The 16,601-nt window shown below is 69.3% G+C and carries 15 protein-coding genes; 7 read left to right on the top strand and 8 right to left on the bottom strand.

The window, feature by feature from the left end; genetic code table 11:
* Positions 1-7: 7 nt before the first annotated feature.
* Complete coding sequence (locus OB08_RS03475; RefSeq protein WP_461472147.1) at positions 8-1,534, bottom strand: DHA2 family efflux MFS transporter permease subunit; 1,527 nt, start codon at positions 1,532-1,534, stop codon at positions 8-10.
* 120 nt (positions 1,535-1,654) lie between these two features.
* Between OB08_RS03475 and OB08_RS03470 the strand changes: the two genes are divergently transcribed.
* The 3 genes from OB08_RS03470 (at position 1,655) to OB08_RS03460 (ending at position 5,170) form a co-directional block, all read left to right on the top strand.
* Positions 1,655-2,608, top strand: coding sequence for a phosphoribosylaminoimidazolesuccinocarboxamide synthase (locus tag OB08_RS03470; RefSeq protein WP_461472145.1), 954 nt, complete (start codon positions 1,655-1,657; stop codon positions 2,606-2,608).
* Positions 2,609-2,795: 187 nt separating this feature from the next.
* The gene (locus OB08_RS03465; RefSeq protein WP_461472143.1) at positions 2,796-4,130 is read left to right on the top strand and encodes a uracil-xanthine permease family protein; all 1,335 of its coding nucleotides are present in this window, start codon (positions 2,796-2,798) and stop codon (positions 4,128-4,130) included.
* Between the two features lie 155 nt (positions 4,131-4,285).
* Positions 4,286-5,170 (top strand): VOC family protein, encoded by an 885-nt coding sequence (locus OB08_RS03460; protein ID WP_461472141.1) that lies wholly within the window; start codon positions 4,286-4,288, stop codon positions 5,168-5,170.
* A gap of 97 nt (positions 5,171-5,267) precedes the next feature.
* Here OB08_RS03460 and OB08_RS03455 read toward each other — a convergent pair whose 3' ends face one another.
* From OB08_RS03455 to OB08_RS03435, 5 genes are all read right to left on the bottom strand, one after another.
* Positions 5,268-6,281, bottom strand: coding sequence for a LacI family DNA-binding transcriptional regulator (locus OB08_RS03455; RefSeq protein WP_461472139.1), 1,014 nt, complete (start codon positions 6,279-6,281; stop codon positions 5,268-5,270).
* A gap of 21 nt (positions 6,282-6,302) precedes the next feature.
* Positions 6,303-7,772, bottom strand: a complete 1,470-nt coding sequence (locus OB08_RS03450; protein ID WP_461472137.1) for a glycoside hydrolase family 1 protein — start codon at positions 7,770-7,772, stop codon at positions 6,303-6,305.
* Positions 7,773-7,830: 58 nt separating this feature from the next.
* A complete protein-coding gene (locus OB08_RS03445; protein WP_461472135.1) occupies positions 7,831-8,745 on the bottom strand; it encodes a carbohydrate ABC transporter permease in 915 nt (304 codons plus the stop codon).
* A complete protein-coding gene (locus tag OB08_RS03440; RefSeq protein ID WP_461472133.1) occupies positions 8,742-9,764 on the bottom strand; it encodes a carbohydrate ABC transporter permease in 1,023 nt (340 codons plus the stop codon). Before OB08_RS03440 ends, OB08_RS03445 begins: the two co-directional genes overlap by 4 nt.
* Positions 9,765-9,901: 137 nt before the next feature.
* On the bottom strand, positions 9,902-11,182 hold the full coding sequence (locus OB08_RS03435) for an ABC transporter substrate-binding protein (RefSeq protein WP_461472131.1): 1,281 nt from the start codon (positions 11,180-11,182) through the stop codon (positions 9,902-9,904).
* 261 nt (positions 11,183-11,443) lie between these two features.
* Here OB08_RS03435 and purS point away from each other — a divergent pair, with 261 nt between their 5' ends.
* Together purS and purQ are read left to right on the top strand one after the other, a co-directional pair.
* Positions 11,444-11,692, top strand: coding sequence for a phosphoribosylformylglycinamidine synthase subunit PurS (gene purS, locus OB08_RS03430; protein ID WP_461472130.1), 249 nt, complete (start codon positions 11,444-11,446; stop codon positions 11,690-11,692).
* Positions 11,689-12,396 (top strand): phosphoribosylformylglycinamidine synthase subunit PurQ, encoded by a 708-nt coding sequence (purQ, locus tag OB08_RS03425; protein WP_461472128.1) that lies wholly within the window; start codon positions 11,689-11,691, stop codon positions 12,394-12,396. The genes purS and purQ overlap by 4 nt, the downstream gene beginning before the upstream one ends.
* A 51-nt stretch (positions 12,397-12,447) precedes the next feature.
* Here purQ and OB08_RS03420 read toward each other — a convergent pair whose 3' ends face one another.
* A complete protein-coding gene (locus OB08_RS03420; RefSeq protein ID WP_461472126.1) occupies positions 12,448-12,885 on the bottom strand; it encodes a DUF1761 domain-containing protein in 438 nt (145 codons plus the stop codon).
* Positions 12,886-12,992: 107 nt separating this feature from the next.
* A complete protein-coding gene (locus OB08_RS03415; RefSeq protein ID WP_461472124.1) occupies positions 12,993-14,216 on the bottom strand; it encodes an ROK family protein in 1,224 nt (407 codons plus the stop codon).
* A 112-nt stretch (positions 14,217-14,328) separates the two neighbouring features.
* Here OB08_RS03415 and OB08_RS03410 point away from each other — a divergent pair, with 112 nt between their 5' ends.
* Positions 14,329-15,624 (top strand): ABC transporter substrate-binding protein, encoded by a 1,296-nt coding sequence (locus OB08_RS03410; RefSeq protein ID WP_461472122.1) that lies wholly within the window; start codon positions 14,329-14,331, stop codon positions 15,622-15,624.
* Positions 15,621-16,532, top strand: coding sequence for a carbohydrate ABC transporter permease (locus OB08_RS03405; RefSeq protein ID WP_461472120.1), 912 nt, complete (start codon positions 15,621-15,623; stop codon positions 16,530-16,532). Before OB08_RS03410 ends, OB08_RS03405 begins: the two co-directional genes overlap by 4 nt.
* The last annotated feature ends 69 nt before the right edge of the window (positions 16,533-16,601 follow it).

Raw genomic sequence — 16,601 nt, 5'->3', positions numbered from 1 at the left:
CCCTGGGTCAGACCGCGTCCTCGGCGGCCTGCCACTCGGCTGTCGGGGTGGGCTCGGGGCGGCGGAGGAACAGCACCGCGACCACGCCGATCAGCAGCACCGCCGCCGGCAGGAGGATCGCCTGCGCCATCGCCGTCGAGAACAGCTCGGCGATCTGCGGCGGCAGGGCATCGCGCGCGAAGCCGCCCTGCGCGTCGGCCGCCCCCGGGATGTTGGCCTCGATCCGGGACTGCATGAACACCGCGATGGCGGCAGAGCCGAGCACCGACCCGATCGTGCGCGTCGTGTTGTAGATGCCCGCGCCGGCGCCAGCCTGGCGCGGTGCGAGGTTGCGCGTCGCGGTCGTAGCGAGCGGGCCCCACATTCCCGCGTTGCCGACGCCCATGATGAACGACGGGATGAGGAACACCCAGATCGGGGTGTCGAGGTTCATCAGGAACGAGTAGAGCACCAGCGAGCCGGCGACCAGCAGCAGGCCCGGAACGAGGAGCACCCGCGGGTCGGTGCGGTCGAGCCAGCGGCCGGCCAGCGGCGACAGCACGCCGGCGGCGATCGCCATCGGCACGAGCAGCAGCGCCGCCTCGGTCGGCGTGAGCCCGCGCCCGAGCTGGATGAAGAACATCAGTGGGAGCGACATGCTCGTCACGGTGAAGCCGACGGTCGCGATGCCGAGGTTCGCGATCGAGAAGTTGCGGTCACGAAACAGCGCGAGCGGCACGAGCGCCTCGGTCTTCGTCTTCGCCTGCTGCCAGATGAACAGTGCGAGCACCGCGACGCCGGTGAGGATGAGACCCCACACGGTGATCGGCCCCCAGATGACGCCCCAGTCGTAGGTCTCGCCCTCCTGCAGGCCGAACACGATGAGGAACAGCGCGACCGCACTCAGAACGACGCCGACGAGGTCGAACCTGTGCGGGTGGGTCTCGAGGCGGGGCACGAGGATCCACGCGAGCACGAAGCCGACGATGCCGACCGGGATGTTGATGAAGAAGATCCACTCCCATCCGAAGCCGTCGACGAGCAGGCCGCCGGCGAGCGGGCCGACGAGCATGGCGACGCCCGACGTCGCTCCCCACAGGCCCATCGCCGCGCCGCGCTGGTTCGGCGGGAACGTGCGCGTGATGACCGCCATCGTCTGCGGCGTCATCATGGCCGCGCCGAGACCCTGCACCGCGCGGAACGCGATCAGCGCACCGAGGGTGGGCGAGAGTCCGCACGCGAGCGACGCGAGAGTGAAGACGGCGAGGCCGATGAGGTAGATGTTCTTCGGCCCGAAGCGGTCGCCGAGGCGCCCCGTGATCAGCAGCGGCACCGCGTAGGCGAGCAGGTAGGCCGACGTCACCCACACGACGTTGTCGAGGTTGTTCGTCTCGGGGTCGAGTGCGGCCTTGATCGCGGGGTTCGCCACCGAGACGATCGTGGTGTCGACCAGGATCATGAAGAACCCGATGACGAGCGCCCACAGGGCCGGCCAGGGGCTGCGCGGAGTCTTGCCGGGAGCGGATGCCTCGGCCCGCGTGGTCTGTTCGGTCATAGCCGTGCGGCCTTTCGTTCGGCGAGACACCGTTCCGAGGGTACGCCGTCCTCGGCCACGCGGCGCCTCGTCGACGACATCACGCCGTAGGCGCGCGCGGGGCTCCGGGATAATGGGCGGGTGACGAGCCCCCTCGAACTCCCCGGCTGGCGCCATGTCTACTCGGGCAAGGTCCGCGACCTGTACATCCCCGAAGACGCTGCCGACGCGGCGTCCGCCGACCGCATGCTCGTCGTGGCGAGCGACCGCGTGAGTGCGTTCGACCACGTTCTGTCGCCGGGCATCCCCGGCAAGGGGGTGCTGCTCACGACCCTCAGCCTGTGGTGGTTCGACCGGCTCGCCGGCGCCGACGGCGGGCGCGGCATCCCGAACCATCTCGCGGCCACCCACGTCCTCGGTCTCGGCGCCGACGGCGAGGCGAACACCGCCGACGACCTGCGGTCGTTGATCCCGGATGCCGTCACCGGCCGGGCGATGGTCGTGAAGAGCCTCGACATGCTTCCGGTTGAGTGCGTCGTGCGCGGCTACCTCACCGGCTCGGGCTGGGCCGAGTACCGGGTGAGCGGCACGGTGTGTGGCATCGCCCTGCCTGCCGGACTCTCCAACGGCGACCGTCTGCCCGAACCCATCTACACTCCGGCCTGGAAGGCGCCGATGGGCGAGCACGACGAGAACATCTCGTACGAGCGCACCGTCGAGCTCGTGGGCGCCGAGCGCGCGGCCGAGCTGCGCGACCTGTCGCTCGAGATCTACGAGCGCGCGGCCCGCACCGCCGAGCGGCACGGCGTGATCCTCGCCGACACCAAGTTCGAGTTCGGCGTCGACGACGAGGGGGTGCTGACCCTCGCCGACGAGGTGCTCACGAGCGACTCGTCGCGGTACTGGGATGCCGCGGCCTGGGCGTCACGCGCGACGCCGGACGAGCGCATGGCGAGCTTCGACAAGCAGATCGTGCGCGACTGGCTGGCGGCGAACTGGGACAGGCAGGGGGAGCCTCCGGCGCTGCCGCCGGAGATCGTCGAGCGCACCGCCGACCGCTACCGCGAGCTGCTCGGGCGCCTGACCGCCGTCTGACCACCGCCCGATCCGGCCGTGCCGTCAAAGCGCCGGGAGATTCCACCCGTCGCACGGCGCGTCGCACCGCGAGAACCCGATTCCTCCCGGCGGTTGACGCGCCGCCCGACCGCGCCGGTCCCCGGCCGCATGTCAGCGCGCCGCTAGGGTGTCAGGCGCATCATCCCCGAGCGCAAGGAGCGCGCCCATGCCCCTGTGGACCCTTCACGGCAACGGCCGGACCGTCGAGCCCGGAAAGGTCGTGAAGCCCGACGAGCGCCTGAACTGGCCCGCGACCGCCGCGATCGGCGCCCAGCACGTGATCGCCATGTTCGGTGCGACCTTCCTCGTGCCCGTCCTCACAGGCTTCCCGGTTTCGACGACGCTGTTCTTCTCGGGCGTCGGCACGATCCTCTTCCTCCTCATCACGCGCAACAAGCTGCCCAGCTACCTCGGCTCGTCGTTCGCGTTCATCGCACCCGTCACCGCGGCCACCGCGTCGCAGGGAATGGGCTCGGCGCTCGCCGGCATCGTCGCGGTCGGCGTGCTCCTGGCGGCCGTCGGGTTCATCGTGCAGTTCGCCGGCATCGGCTGGATCGACAAGCTCATGCCCCCCGTCGTCGCCGGCGCGATCGTCGCGCTCATCGGGTTCAACCTCGCACCGGTGGCGTGGACGAATTTCCAGAAGCAGCCGGTGACGGCATCCATCACCCTCGTCGCGGTGATCCTCTTCAGCGTGCTGTTCCGCGGATTCCTCGGCCGCATCTCGATCTTCCTCGGCGTGCTCGTCGGCTATGCGGCCGCACTGCTCTTCCGCGAAGTCGACTTCACGAAGGTCGGCGAGGCCGCGTGGTTCGGCTGGCCCGAGTTCCACATCGCCGACTTCGCGTCGCCGGGCACGTGGTCGGTGATCGCGATGTTCCTGCCGGTCGTCCTCGTGCTGATCGCCGAGAACGTCGGCCACGTGCGCGGCGTCGCGACGATGACGGATGCCTCGGTCAACCGCCACACCGGACGGGCGCTCATCGCCGACGGCGCTGCGACGACGCTCGCCGGACTGTTCGGCGGCTCGGGCACCACGACGTACGGCGAGAACATCGGCGTCATGGCGGCCACCCGCGTGTACTCGACGGCCGCATACTGGGTGGCCGGCGCGGTGGCGATCCTGCTGGCGCTGTCGCCGAAGGTCGGGGCGCTGTTCAACTCCATTCCGGCGGGCGTGCTCGGCGGCGTGACCACGGCCCTCTACGGTCTCATCGGCATCATCGGCATCAAGATCTGGGTCGACAACCGCGTGGACTTCTCGCGTCCCGTCAACCAGTACACCGGCGCCGTCGCGCTGGTGATCGCGATCGCCGGCTTCACGATGCAGTGGGGCGACTTCCAGCTGGGCGCCATCGTGATCGGCGCGGCGGCCGCGCTGCTGATCTACCACCTCGGCAACGCGATCGCGCGCTGGCGCAGGACCGGTGCCGACGACGGCGGTCCGATCCCGGCGGTGGGCCCGCTCGGCGGCGACCCCGAGAACCCGCCGGTCCGCTGACACCCGCTCGTCCCGCGTCCGGGGCTGATCCATGTCCCGATTTCCCGCGGTGACGTCCCACTTTCGGTCGTAGCGCGGCCGCTTTGCGAGCGAAAGTGGGACACGCGGGACTGGGGCCGGGAAGAGAAGCGGATGCTGCGGCGTTGTGTATTCACATGCATGAAGCAGCCGCACCCGCCGATCGCCTCGCGGCCGACACCTCGATGGGGGCGGTGACGCTCCTCGTCGGCGACCTCGACGCGATGACCGCGTACTACCGCGACGTCGTCACGCTGCAGGTTCTGGCCGCCGAGGGCGAGACGGCGACCCTCGGACGCGCCGGCCGGCCGATCGTGGTCCTGCGGCACGAGCCCTCGCTGCGCCACGCGTCGCCCGGGTCGGCCGGGCTCTTCCACACCGCGATCCTCTTCGAGACCCAGGCGGCACTCGCGGCGGCCCTTTACTCGGTGGCCCGCCACGCGCCGGGCACCTTCACCGGGTCGGCGGACCACCTCGTGAGCCAGGCGTTCTACTTCACCGACCCCGAGGGCAACGGGATCGAGCTGTACTGGGACCGCGCCCGTACCGAGTGGTCGTGGACGCACGGCAGCGTCGAGATGGCGACGCTGTACCTCGACCCGAACGCCTTCCTCGGGGAGCACCTGACCGAGGAGGCCGCTCTCGGCGGCACGGCGGGGGACGCGGCATCCGTCGGTCATGTCCACCTGTCGGTGGGCGACGTCGCCACCGCCCGCGCGTTCTACGTCGACGCCCTCGGCTTCGACGCCACCGCGTCGCTGGGGAACCAGGCGCTGTTCGTGAGCGCCGGCGGCTATCACCACCACATGGCGATGAACGTGTGGAACTCGCGCGGCGCGGGTCGGCGGATGCCGGCACTCGGCCTCGGCCGCGTCGACCTGGCTCTGCCCGATGCCGACTCGCTCGGCGAGCTCGGTGAGCGACTCAGGCACCACGGGTTCGCGGTGCGCGACGACGGCCGGACCCTCTCGTTCGACGACCCGTGGGCCAACCTGCTCGTCGCCGCGACCCCGGGGTCCTGACCGTCCACCCCCGGCCCACTTGCCGGTTGCGGCGACCCGCGAGTGCCGGACGCCCACCCGAACCGGCAACTCGCCGTTCCGACCGGGCGGACCGCAGTCAGACCGACTCGCGGACCACCAGCTCCGTCTCGAGGATCGTGACGTGGCGGGGATGCTTGCCCGCCAGGAGGTCGAGCAGGACGGTCGCCATGCGCTCCCCCTGCGCGAACGACGGCTGGCGCATCGTCGTCAGCTGCGGGTTCACCGAGGTGGCCACCGGCGAGTCGTCGAAGCCCATGATCGCGATGTCGTCGGGCACACGGATGCCGGCACCCGCGAGCACCGCGAGCGCACCGCGCGCCATCAGGTCGCTCGCGATGAAGATCGCGTCGGGAAGCGGCTCCGACTCGAGGATCTCCCGCATCGCATCGGCCCCACCGTCGGCGGTGAAGTTGCCGTCGACGATCCGCCCCTCGGGCAGCTCCCACGCCGCGAGCGCGTCGCGGTAGCCCTGCAGGCGGTCGACGCCGGCGGGCATCGTGAGGGGACCGGTGATCGTCGCGATGCTCCGGTGTCCGCGTTCGATCAGGTAGGTCGTGGCGTCGTGACCGCCGCGGACGTTGTCGACGTCGACGTAGTAGTCGCGCTCGCGCTCGCGCACGGGGCGACCGCCGTACACGACGGGCACGGCCGACGCGATCCGGTCGATGAAGAGGTCGCTGGTGTGGTGCGACACGATGATCGCGCCGTCGACGGCGCCGCTCCGCACATAGCTGGTTGTCTTGTCGCCCGGGTCGTCGTTCGCGATGAAGAGGTTCAGGACGTAGTCGGACCGGCTCAGCCGCGCGTTGATGCCCGAGACGATCGCCGCGAAGAACGGGTCGCCGAAGAACCGCGTGGTGTCTTCGGGCACGATGAGCGCGATCGCGTGGGTCTGCCGGCTCGCGAGCGAGCGCGCCGCGCGATTGGGCACGTAGTTGAGGTCGGCGATCGCCCGCCTGACCGACTCGAGGGCTTCGGGGCTGACGGCGGTCGAGCCGTTCACGACGCGCGACACCGTCGATCGCGAGACGCCCGCCGCGGCGGCCACCTCTTCGATCGTCACCGATCCGCGCATCGCGTCCGTCGTCATGCCCCCTGCCCTTTCTGGATGCTACGACCCGACGGTCGCCGTATCGCGTGCGAGCGACCGCGCGGCGATGATCCGGCTGTACTCCCGGCCGCTGTCCTTCACCGTGCGGAGCTGGGTGTCGTAGTCGACGCGGACGATGCCGAACCGCTTCTCGTACCCCCACGCCCACTCGAAGTTGTCGAGCAGCGACCAATAGAAGTATCCCCGCACATCGACGCCGGCTTCCACCGCGTCGAGGATCGCGTCGAGGTGCGCGCGCACGAACGCGGTGCGGTCGGCGTCGTGCACCCGCACCTCGCCGTCTTCGACGACGCGCTCGTCGTCGTAGGCCGCGCCGTTCTCGGTGACGTAGAGCACCGTGCCCGAAGGCTCGGCGAACTCGTCCCACACCCGGCCGAGCAGTCGCGTGAGGCCTTCGGGCTGCACCTCCCAGTGCATGGGGGTGCGAGGCAGCCCGCGCTCGTGCCAGTAGATGCCGTCGTGCGACGGGAAGGGGGAGGATCCGGGGCGATCCGTCGGCGCGTCGCCGCCGACCGGCGGCACCGCCGGCGCGTGACCGCCGACGAACTCACCGTGGTAGTAGTTCACGCCGAGGGTGTCGATCGGCGTCGCGATCGCCTCGAGGTCACCGGGCTGCACAGCGGCCTCCCAGGCGGCGATGGCCGAGGCATCCACCTTCCTGATGTCCTCCACCACGTCGGCGGGGTACTCGCCGCGGAAGATCGGGTCGAGGAACCAGCGGTTGAACTGGCCGTCGATGCGGCGCGCCGCGTCGAGGTCGGCCGGGTCGTTCTCGTCGACCGGGTCGGCGACCGTGAGGTTGAGGGTGATGCCGAGGTTCAGCGACGCGTCGCGGGCCCGCAGCTCACGCACTGCCTGACCGTGCCCGAGGAGCAGGTGGTGCGCCGCGAGCACACCCTCGGTGACGCTGTAGTGGCCGGGTGCGTGCAGGCCCGCCGTGTAGCTCAGGAACGACGAGCACCACGGCTCGTTCAGGGTCGTCCACACGTTGACGCGGTCGCCGAGCGCGGCGTGCATGTCGAGCGCGTACTCCGTGAACCGATCGGCGGTGTCGCGGTTCGCCCAGCCGCCCTTGTCCTGCAGCGCCTGGGGCAGGTCCCAGTGGTAGAGCGTCAGCCACGGCAGGATGTCGGCGCCGAGCAGCTCGTCGACGAGGCGCTTGTAGAAGTCGACTCCCTGCGCGTTGAGCGCGCCACCGTCGGGCCGCACGCGCGACCACGAGGTGGAGAAGCGGTACGTCTGCAGCCCCATCGACTTCATGAGCGCCACGTCGTCGGTGTAGCGGTGGTAGTGGTCGCACGCGACGTCGCCGTTGTCGGCGTTGATCACGGCACCCGGCACACGGCAGAACGCGTCCCAGATGGAGTCGCGACGGCCGTCCTCGTGCGCCGCGCCCTCGATCTGGAAGGCGGCGGTGGCGGCGCCGAACAGGAAGTTCGACGGGAAGGCGCGCTCGGTGGTCGCGGTCATGCGGAGGGCGTCCTTTCAGGGGTAGGAAGAGATCGTATGGAGCGGGCCCGGGCCCGTGTCAGCCCTTGACCGCGCCGGCCATGATGCCGCTGACGAGCTGCTTGCCCGCGAAGGCGAAGAGGATCAGGAGCGGGATCGTGGCGAGGAGCACACCGGCGAGCACGATCGAGTAGTCCACGAAGTAGTTGGACTGCAGGAGCGAGAGCGCCACGGGCAGGGTCGGGTTCTGGCGGTCGAGCACGATGAACGGCCAGAAGAAGTTGTTCCACGCGCCCACGAAGGTGAAGAGGAACAGCATCGCGGCGGCGGGGCGGGCAGCCGTCACGCCGATCACCCAGAAGGTGCGGATCATGGATGCCCCGTCCACGCGCGCGGCCTCGATGAGCTCGTCCGGCACGGACTGCTGCAGGTACTGCGTCATCCAGAACACGCCGAACGCGCTCGTGAGGGCCGGGATGATGATGGCGCCGATCTGGCCCGTCCAGCCGAGGTCGGCGAACAGGATGTAGAGCGGCACGACGCCGAGCTGCATCGGCACGGCCATCGTCGCGACGACGAACACCAGGAGCGCCTTGCTGCCCGGGAAGCGGAGCTTCGCGAACGCCCAGCCGGCGAGCGTCGAGGTGATGACGACGGCGGCCGCGATGAGCGTGGAGCTGTAGATGGAGTTCCACAGCGCGGGCCAGAAGTTCACCGCCGGGTTGTTGACCACCGCCAGGGCGTTGTCGATGAAGTTGCCGCCGGGGATCCACGACATGTTCGGGTCGTTGATCGTCGACGAGTCGCCCGATCCGATGAGGAACGACCAGTAATAGGGGAACACCGCCGACAGGAGCACGATGCCGAGCCCCGCGTACACCCAGAAGCCGGGGCGGTAACCGCGGATCTTGGTGGTCCGGTTTCGGCGACGCGCCGATTCCTGCGGGATGCCCTCTTCGATGATCGCGAGCGGAGGAGGAGTGCTGATGCTCATCGACGGAATCCCTTCTTGCGCGGAGACACGACTCCGCGGCCGCCCTCGTCGCGGACGAGCCGGCGGGTGACGGCGAGGTTGATGAGGCCGATCAGGAGGATGATCAGGAACAGGATCCACGCGAGCGCCGCCGCGCGGCCGAAGTTCCACTCTCGCCAGCCGATGTTGTAGAGGAACAGGGTGATCGTGAGCCACTGCTGCGCAGCGCCGCCTTCACCGGTGTTGTCGTACATGCGCGGCTCGTCGAAGATCTGCAGGCCGCCGATCGTCGACGTGATGATCACGAAGATGAGGGTCGGGCGCAGCGACGGGACGGTGATCGAGAGGAACTGGCGGAACGGGCCCGCGCCGTCGACTGTTGCAGCCTCGTAGTAGTCCCGCGGGATGGCCTGCATCGCGGCCAGGAGGATGAGCGCGTTGTAGCCGGTCCAGCGGAAGTTGACCATCGTCGCGATTGCCACATGGCTCCAGAACGGGTCCTTGTGCCACGGGATCGGCTGCAGCCCGAGGTCGGTGAGGATGTTGTTCACCAGGCCGTGGTTGTCGCCGAACATGTTGCTGAAGATGAGGGCGACGGCGACCGGCGCCATCACGTAGGGCAGCAGCACGCCCATGCGCCAGAACGTTTTGGCACGGATGTTGCGGTCGAGCATCGCTGCGATGAAGATCGCCAGGACCAGCTGCGGCACCGTCGACAGCAGGAAGATGCTGAAGGTGTTGCGCAGCGCGGTCCAGAACTGCGGGTTCTGGAGGATCCAGACGTACTGCTCGAACCCGACGAATTCGCCGGAGTTGCGCACGAGGTCCCAGTCCTGGAATGAGATCACCGCCGTGTACCCGATCGGGAAGAGACCAACGATCGCGAACACGATGAAGAACGGCGAGATGTACAGGTAGGGCGAGAACTTGAGGTCCCAGCGGCTGATGCGGTGGGAGAAGGAGATGACGCGCGGCTGGCGTACGGGAGTCGGCTTGTCGGCCGGCCCGGATGCCGCGGGGCGGGTTGCGGTCGAGGTCACCGGTGGCTCCGATTCGATGTCAGGGAAGAGGCGGGCGGTGCAGGAGGAGTGCACGCGGACCGGGTGAGACCCGCGCGCACTCCTCCTGTCGTCAGACCACGACCGGGCGAGCGGCCATGGCGGCTAGACGGGGCCGATCAGAACGCCTCGACCTCGGCGACCCACGTGTCCCACGAGGTCTGCTCGTCCTCGACACCGTCGAAGACGCGCGTGACCGCGTTCTGGAGCGCGTCGTGGTACTTGAAGTAGCTCGCGTCCTTGTAGGGAGCGACCGTCACGGCCTCGGCACGCGTGCTGAGGATCTGGCCGGTGGGAGCGTCGTTGAAGTACTCGTTCGTCGCGTCGGTGAGCGCCGGGTCCTCGTACGCCTCGAGCTGGCTCGGGAAGGTTCCCGCGTTGGTGAAGGCCTTGACCTGCTGCTCGGGGGCGGTGAGCCAGTCGGCGAGCGCGAGCGCCGCGTCCACGTTGGCGCCGTTGGCGGGGACGGTCAGGTACGAGCCGCCCCAGTTGCCGCCGCCGTTCGGGAAGACGTCGGCGACGTCCCACCCGGTGACGTCGGGCGCGTTGCCCGAGATGACGCCCAGCATCCAGCCGGGGCAGAGCATCGTGGCGAACTCGCCGTTGGCCATCGAGGCGAACCAGTCGTCCGACCACTGGCCCGGGTATGCCGAGTTGGGCACGGCGCGCTCGGTGACGAGCTCGTACGCGGCCTGGATGTCGGGGTTCTCGGTCGCGATGACCGTGCCGTCGGGCTCGGTGTACGTGTACTCGATCTGGTTGACGATGCCCTGGAGCACCGAGTTCGCCGAGTCGATCATCGGCTTTCCGGTGGCCTCGCGGTACTGGTCTGCGACGTCGAGGTAGTTCTCCCAGTCGCCGTCGAACAGCTCGGCGACGCCCTCGCGGTCGCTGGGGAGCCCCGCGGCCTCGAACAGGTCGGCACGGTAGCAGATCGCCTGCGGGCCGATGTCGGTGCCGAAGCCGACGAGACGGCCGTCGGGGTCGGTCGCGGCGGCTTCCTTCCAGTCGAGCCAGCGGCCCTTGACGCTGTCGGGCGCCTCGGCCAGCAGGTCGGAGTACTGCATCGCCTCGGCGAACCAGTCGATCTCGACGGCCTCGATGTCGGCGAGGCCTTCCTTGCCGAGCTTCTGGAAGTAGTTCGCGCGCGCGTCGCCGGACTCAGCGGCACGGTTGTGGACGATCGTCACGTTCGGGTGCTCGTCCATGTACTCCTGGAGGAGCTCGTCGGTGTAGCCGAAGTCGTTGAACGTCGCGATCGTGAGCGTAACCGGCTCGTCCGAGTCGGTCGAGCCCTCGCCGTCGCCGCTGCCGTTGCTGGCGCAGCCGGCGAGCACGAGAGCGGTGGCCGAGAAGGCGGCGACCGCCACGGCGCTTCTGCGGAAGGCGCGTGAGTTCACTGTCACTCCTTTGTGTTGTCAGGGTCGGATGTGTGTTGCAGGGTGTGTGCGGCCCGGGACGGGTTCCGGGCCGCGGTGCCATGGGAGCGTTCCCACCGGACGATACGGAACGCTATGGGATCGCTCCCACGAATGTCAAGGGAGCGCTCCCACGAATCGGTCACGGTTGCATCACGACACATCACCGGCCGCCGGAAGCGCGGGGATGCCGCGGCCCGTAGACTGGTCACGACCCCTTCCCGCGACATCCGGAGCTCTCGTATGCCCACCATCGTCGTCGACGTCATGCCCAAGGCCGAGCTTCTCGACCCGCAGGGGAAGGCCGTCTCCGGCGCCCTCGCGCGTCTGGGTCAGGATGCCTTCACCTCGGTGCGCATCGGCAAGCGCTTCGAGCTCACCGTCGAGGGCGAGGTCGACGACGAGCTCCTCGCCACCGCCCGCAAGGTCGCCGACGAGATCCTCTCCAACTCCGTGATCGAGGACGTGGTCGGAGTCGAGGTCGTCGAGTGACGACGCGCATCGGGGTCATCACCTTCCCGGGCTCCCTCGACGACCGCGACGCGCAGCGCGCGATCGAGATCGCCGGCGCCGAGCCCGTCGCGCTGTGGCACGGGTCGCACGACCTCGACGGCGTCGACGCGCTCGTGCTCCCCGGCGGCTTCAGCTACGGCGACTACCTGCGCGCCGGCGCGATCGCCGCGCTCGCGCCGATCATGACCGAGGTGAAGGATGCCGCGGCCAAGGGCATGCCCATCCTCGGCATCTGCAACGGGTTCCAGATGCTCGTCGAGGCCCACCTGCTGCCGGGCGGCCTCATCCGCAACGCGCACCAGCAGTTCATCCGCCGCGACCAGCGCATGCGCGTCGAGAACGCCGACACCGCCTGGACGAGCGGCTTCACCGCCGGCCAGGAGATCGTGATCCCGCTGAAGAACGCCGACGGCGGCTACATCGCCGCGGAGGCCGAGCTCGATCGCCTCGAGGGCGAGGGTCTCGTGGCCTTCCGGTACCTCGGCGTGAATCCGAACGGGTCGCTGCGCGACATCGCCGGCATCGCGAACGAACGCGGCAACGTCGTGGGCCTCATGCCCCACCCCGAGCACGCGGTCGAGCCGGGATTCGGCCCGGACACGGCCGACGCCATGCGCTCCGGCGTCGACGGACTGCCGTTCTTCACGTCGGCGATCGCCGCCGTGGTCGCCGCGGCGGCCTGAGCCGCGGCATCCGCTCGCCTGATCGCGGCGGACCAGACGGCACGGACCGGATCAGACGGTGCCGGCCGGCGGCCAGACGCCGATGATGACGCCCATGACCACGAACGTCACGAGTTCGTGGGCGATGTTCATGACGGTCAGCGAGGTCGGGCGACCTTCGAACTGATCGTGCGTGATGAACCGGGCCGCCGTGAATCCCGCCCACAGGATGATGGCCGTGCCGAGCGATGCGAGCAGGTAGCCGCCGCCGTAGAAGTGCCACGCGATGTTGGAAGCGCCCGCCAGCACCCACGCCGACACGAAGCTCACGAACACCGTGACGATGATCGGCATCCACGCCTGCAGCGCGGTCTGCTCGCGGTTCATGTCGACGTTCGCCAGTTTCGCCCAGCGGGTGCCGAAGACCTTCGGCGCATACCAGACCGACCCGACGAGCATGGTCGACAGCGTCGCGATGAGCACAGCCCAGTAGTTGATCTCGGGGACCATCTCCGCCTCCTTCGTCAGGCGGTCGGCCCCGCTGCCGCCGCTCGGGGCGAGCGTAGCGCCGCGATCGGGGCGAGACCCGACAGCGCGCCGGGGTTGCGTGCGCGGCGTCAGGCCGGGACGGACCCCTCGCCCTCGACCGCCGACCACACGTCGAGCGCACCGTCTCGCGCTGCGGCCGACGCCGCTGCGACGGCGCCCGTGACCACGACGTCGGCACCCAGCGCCGACACCACGAGCTCCGGCGCCGGCAGGTCGAGGTCGGTGGGCAGATGGCGCCGGGCGGCCGCCACGACGTCCTCCACTCCGGCCGAGATCCCACCGGACACCACGACCCGCTGCGGGTCGAACATGCTCCCGAGCACGCTGACGATGCGGGCGAGCACGACGCCGACCCGCTCGGCGATCTCGCGCGCGCCGGGATCGCCGGCAGCGGCGAGCTCGAGGACCTTCCTCGCGTCGAGCTCGTCGGCCGGGATCGCCGCGAGGCCGCCCGTCGAGGCCCGGGAGGTGTCCGTTGCCGCCGCGGCCGCCCACGCTGCCACCCGGGCGCCGAGCCCATCGGCCGAGCCGACGCCCTCCACGTGGTCGAAGGCGACCATCTCGCCCACGCCACCGTGGCGACCGCGCAGGAGCACGCCGTCGACCACCACGCCGGCGCCCAGGCGCGTGCCCGCAAGCAGGGTGACGTAGTCGCGGCAACCGACCGCGGCGCCCAGCGTCCCCTCGGCGACAGCAGCCAGCGACGCGTCGTTGTCGATCCTCAGATTGCGCGCCCAGCCGAGGGCGTCGACGAGGTCCGGGTTCATGCGCTCCCAGAAGCCGGTCGGATGCCGCGGCGAGCGCCCCGCGGCGTTCACGGGCGCCGGCACCCCGACGCACATCGCGAGCACGTCCGCGCGGTCGCGACCCGCTGCGCGCAGCGCATCGTCGATGGCGGCGAGGATGAGCGCGGCCCGCGCGGCGGGCGGGTCGTGATCGACCTCGAGCGTGGCTCGCCGCGTCGCAAGCGTCCGGGAACGCAGGTCGGCGACGACCGCCGTGACGTGCACGTGGCCGGCATCCACCCCCACGAGGACCGCGGCGTCGTCGCGAAGCGAGAATCGCCGCGCCGGCCGCCCCTTGCGGTACTCGCCCGCGAGCCGGGCGTTCGGCAGCTCCCGCAGAAGCCCGAGCTCGGTGAGCGCGTCCAGCGCGTCGATGGTGGTCGAGCGCGTGAGTCCGGTGGCGTCCATCGCCTCGCTGGCGGTGAACTCCTGCGTCGACCAGGCGAATGCCAGGAGCGCATCGTGACTCGCGGGTCGCGGCGGGGCGGGGAGGAAAGGAGCTGACACGGGTATTGACCTTCTCGTTCGGGCGATGCCATACTGCCGTGAATGATTTGATTTGGCGAGTAAATCTATTTACTTGAGATTCTAGGAAGCGCACCTGCGCAGGAGGACGAAGATGTCACGGACTGCACTACGCATCACCGCCGCGGCGGCGGTGATCGCCCTCGGAACGGCGCTTCTCGCCGGGTGCTCCTCCGACGGGCGCGAGACGATCCGCTTCACGTTCAGCAAGCGGGAAGCGCTCGAGTTCATGAACGGCGTGGTCGCCGATTACAACGCCTCGCAGGACGACGTCCGGGTCGAGATGGACACGTCGGGGGTCGACGTGGTCTCTGCCAGCTTCGTGCGCGGCAACCCGCCCGACCTGATGCTCGCGAACTACAACTACGAGGTCGCGCGCTTCGTGCAGCGGTGCGCGCTGACCGACCTGTCGGGCACCGACGCCGCCGCGACGGTGCGCGATGACCTCCAACCGCTGATGGATCAGTACGGTCGGTGCGAAGGACGGGTCAGCGCCCTCCCGTACTCGGTGATGGCGGCATCCGTCATCTACAACAAGGATCTCTTCGCGCAGAACGACCTCGACGTGCCGGAGACGTGGGACGAGCTGATCGAGGTGTGCGAGACGCTCCAGGCGGCGGGCGTCACGCCCTTCTACGCCACCTTCAAGGACGACTGGACCATCGGCCAGGGCTGGTACGACTACTCCGCCGGCGGCTCGCTCGACGTCATCGACTTCTTCAGCGGCCTCGCGACCGAAGGCACCGAGGTCGGCCCCGGCTCGGACGTCTCGTTCGAGAAGGACTTCGCCGAGCCGATGGACCGGATGCTCGCGCTCACGAGCACCTATGTGAACGACGACGCCGCGAGCCGCGGCTACGGAGACGGGAACCTGGCCTTCTCCAACGGAGAGGCAGCGATGTACCTGCAGGGGCCGTGGGCGTTCGGCGAGATCGCTAAGACCGCCCCCGACCTCGAGCTCGGCACCTTCCCCCTGCCGATGACGGACGACCCGGACGATCTCGCCGTGCGCGTGAACATGGACCTCGCCGCGATGATCCCCGAGGGCTCTCGGCACCAGGACGCCGCGCGGAAGTTCCTCGAGCACCTCTACCAGCCCGAGATCATCGAGGCCTACAACGCCTCACAGCTCGGCTTCGCGCCCACGACCGACGCCGCGCCGCCGGATGATCCGCGCATCGAGGGCATGCAGGAGTACTACGACGCCGGCCAGGTCTACCAGGGTCCGTCGGTGCTGGTCCCGAAGACCATCCCGGTCTTCAACTACACGCAGGCGATGGTCCTCGGCGCGGCGCCGTCATCCGTCCTGCGGACGATGGATCAGGACTGGGCACGGCTGGCCTTCCGTCAGCCCGCACCGTCCGACGAGACGAAGGAGTCCTCGAAGTGACCACCACCACGACGATCGTCACCGGAGGGAAGGGACGACCATCGCGCAGCGGGAGGGTGGAGCCGATCTACTACCTCTTCCTGCTCCCGAGCCTGGTCCTCTTCACCCTCGCGATCACCGTCCCCGGGGCGATCGGCATCTTCTTCAGCTTCACCGACTCCATCGGCATCGGCGACTGGAACTTCGTCGGCCTGACGAACTACATCGCACTGTTCAGTGACCCCGCCATCCTGCAGAGCTATCTGTTCACCTTCGGGTTCTCGATCGCCACGGTGATCGCGGTCAACATCGTCGCGTTCCTGCTCGCCGTCGGCCTCACGTCGCGGATCCGCTTCAAGACCGGCCTGCGCACGATCTTCGTCATCCCGATGGTGATCTCGGGCATCATCATCGCCTACGTCTTCAACTTCCTCTTCTCCAATTCGATCCCCGCCGCGGGGAGCGCGCTGGGGATCGGATGGCTCGAGACCAGCCTGCTTGCGAACCCCGACCTGGCGTGGGTGGCCATCGTCCTCGTCACCGCCTGGCAGGCGATCCCCGGAACGATGCTCATCTACATCGCGGGACTGCTGTCGGTCCCGGGTGAGGTCTACGAGGCCGCCGACATCGACGGGGCCTCGAAGACGCAGCAGCTCCTGCGCATCACCCTCCCGCTCGTCGCCGGCTACGTCGTCATCAACGTCATCCTCGGCTTCAAGGGATTCCTCAACGCCTACGACATCATCGTCGGTCTCACCAACGGCGGCCCCGGCACCGCGACGCGCAGCATCGCGATGACGATCATCGCCGGATTCAACGGCGGCGACTACGCCTACCAGATGGCCAATGCGACCGTCTTCTTCGTCGTCGCCATCCTCATCTCGGTCCTCCAGCTCTCGCTCACGCGCGGAAGGAATCAGCTCTCATGACCGTCACAAGCCAGCCGGCCCTCGCCTTCGAGCAGGCCGACGTGTCCGTCGGGCTGCAGAAGCAGGCCC

Source organism: Microbacterium sp. HJ5 (assembly GCF_054824025.1).
This window is presented reverse-complemented; position numbering and strand designations above follow the sequence as displayed.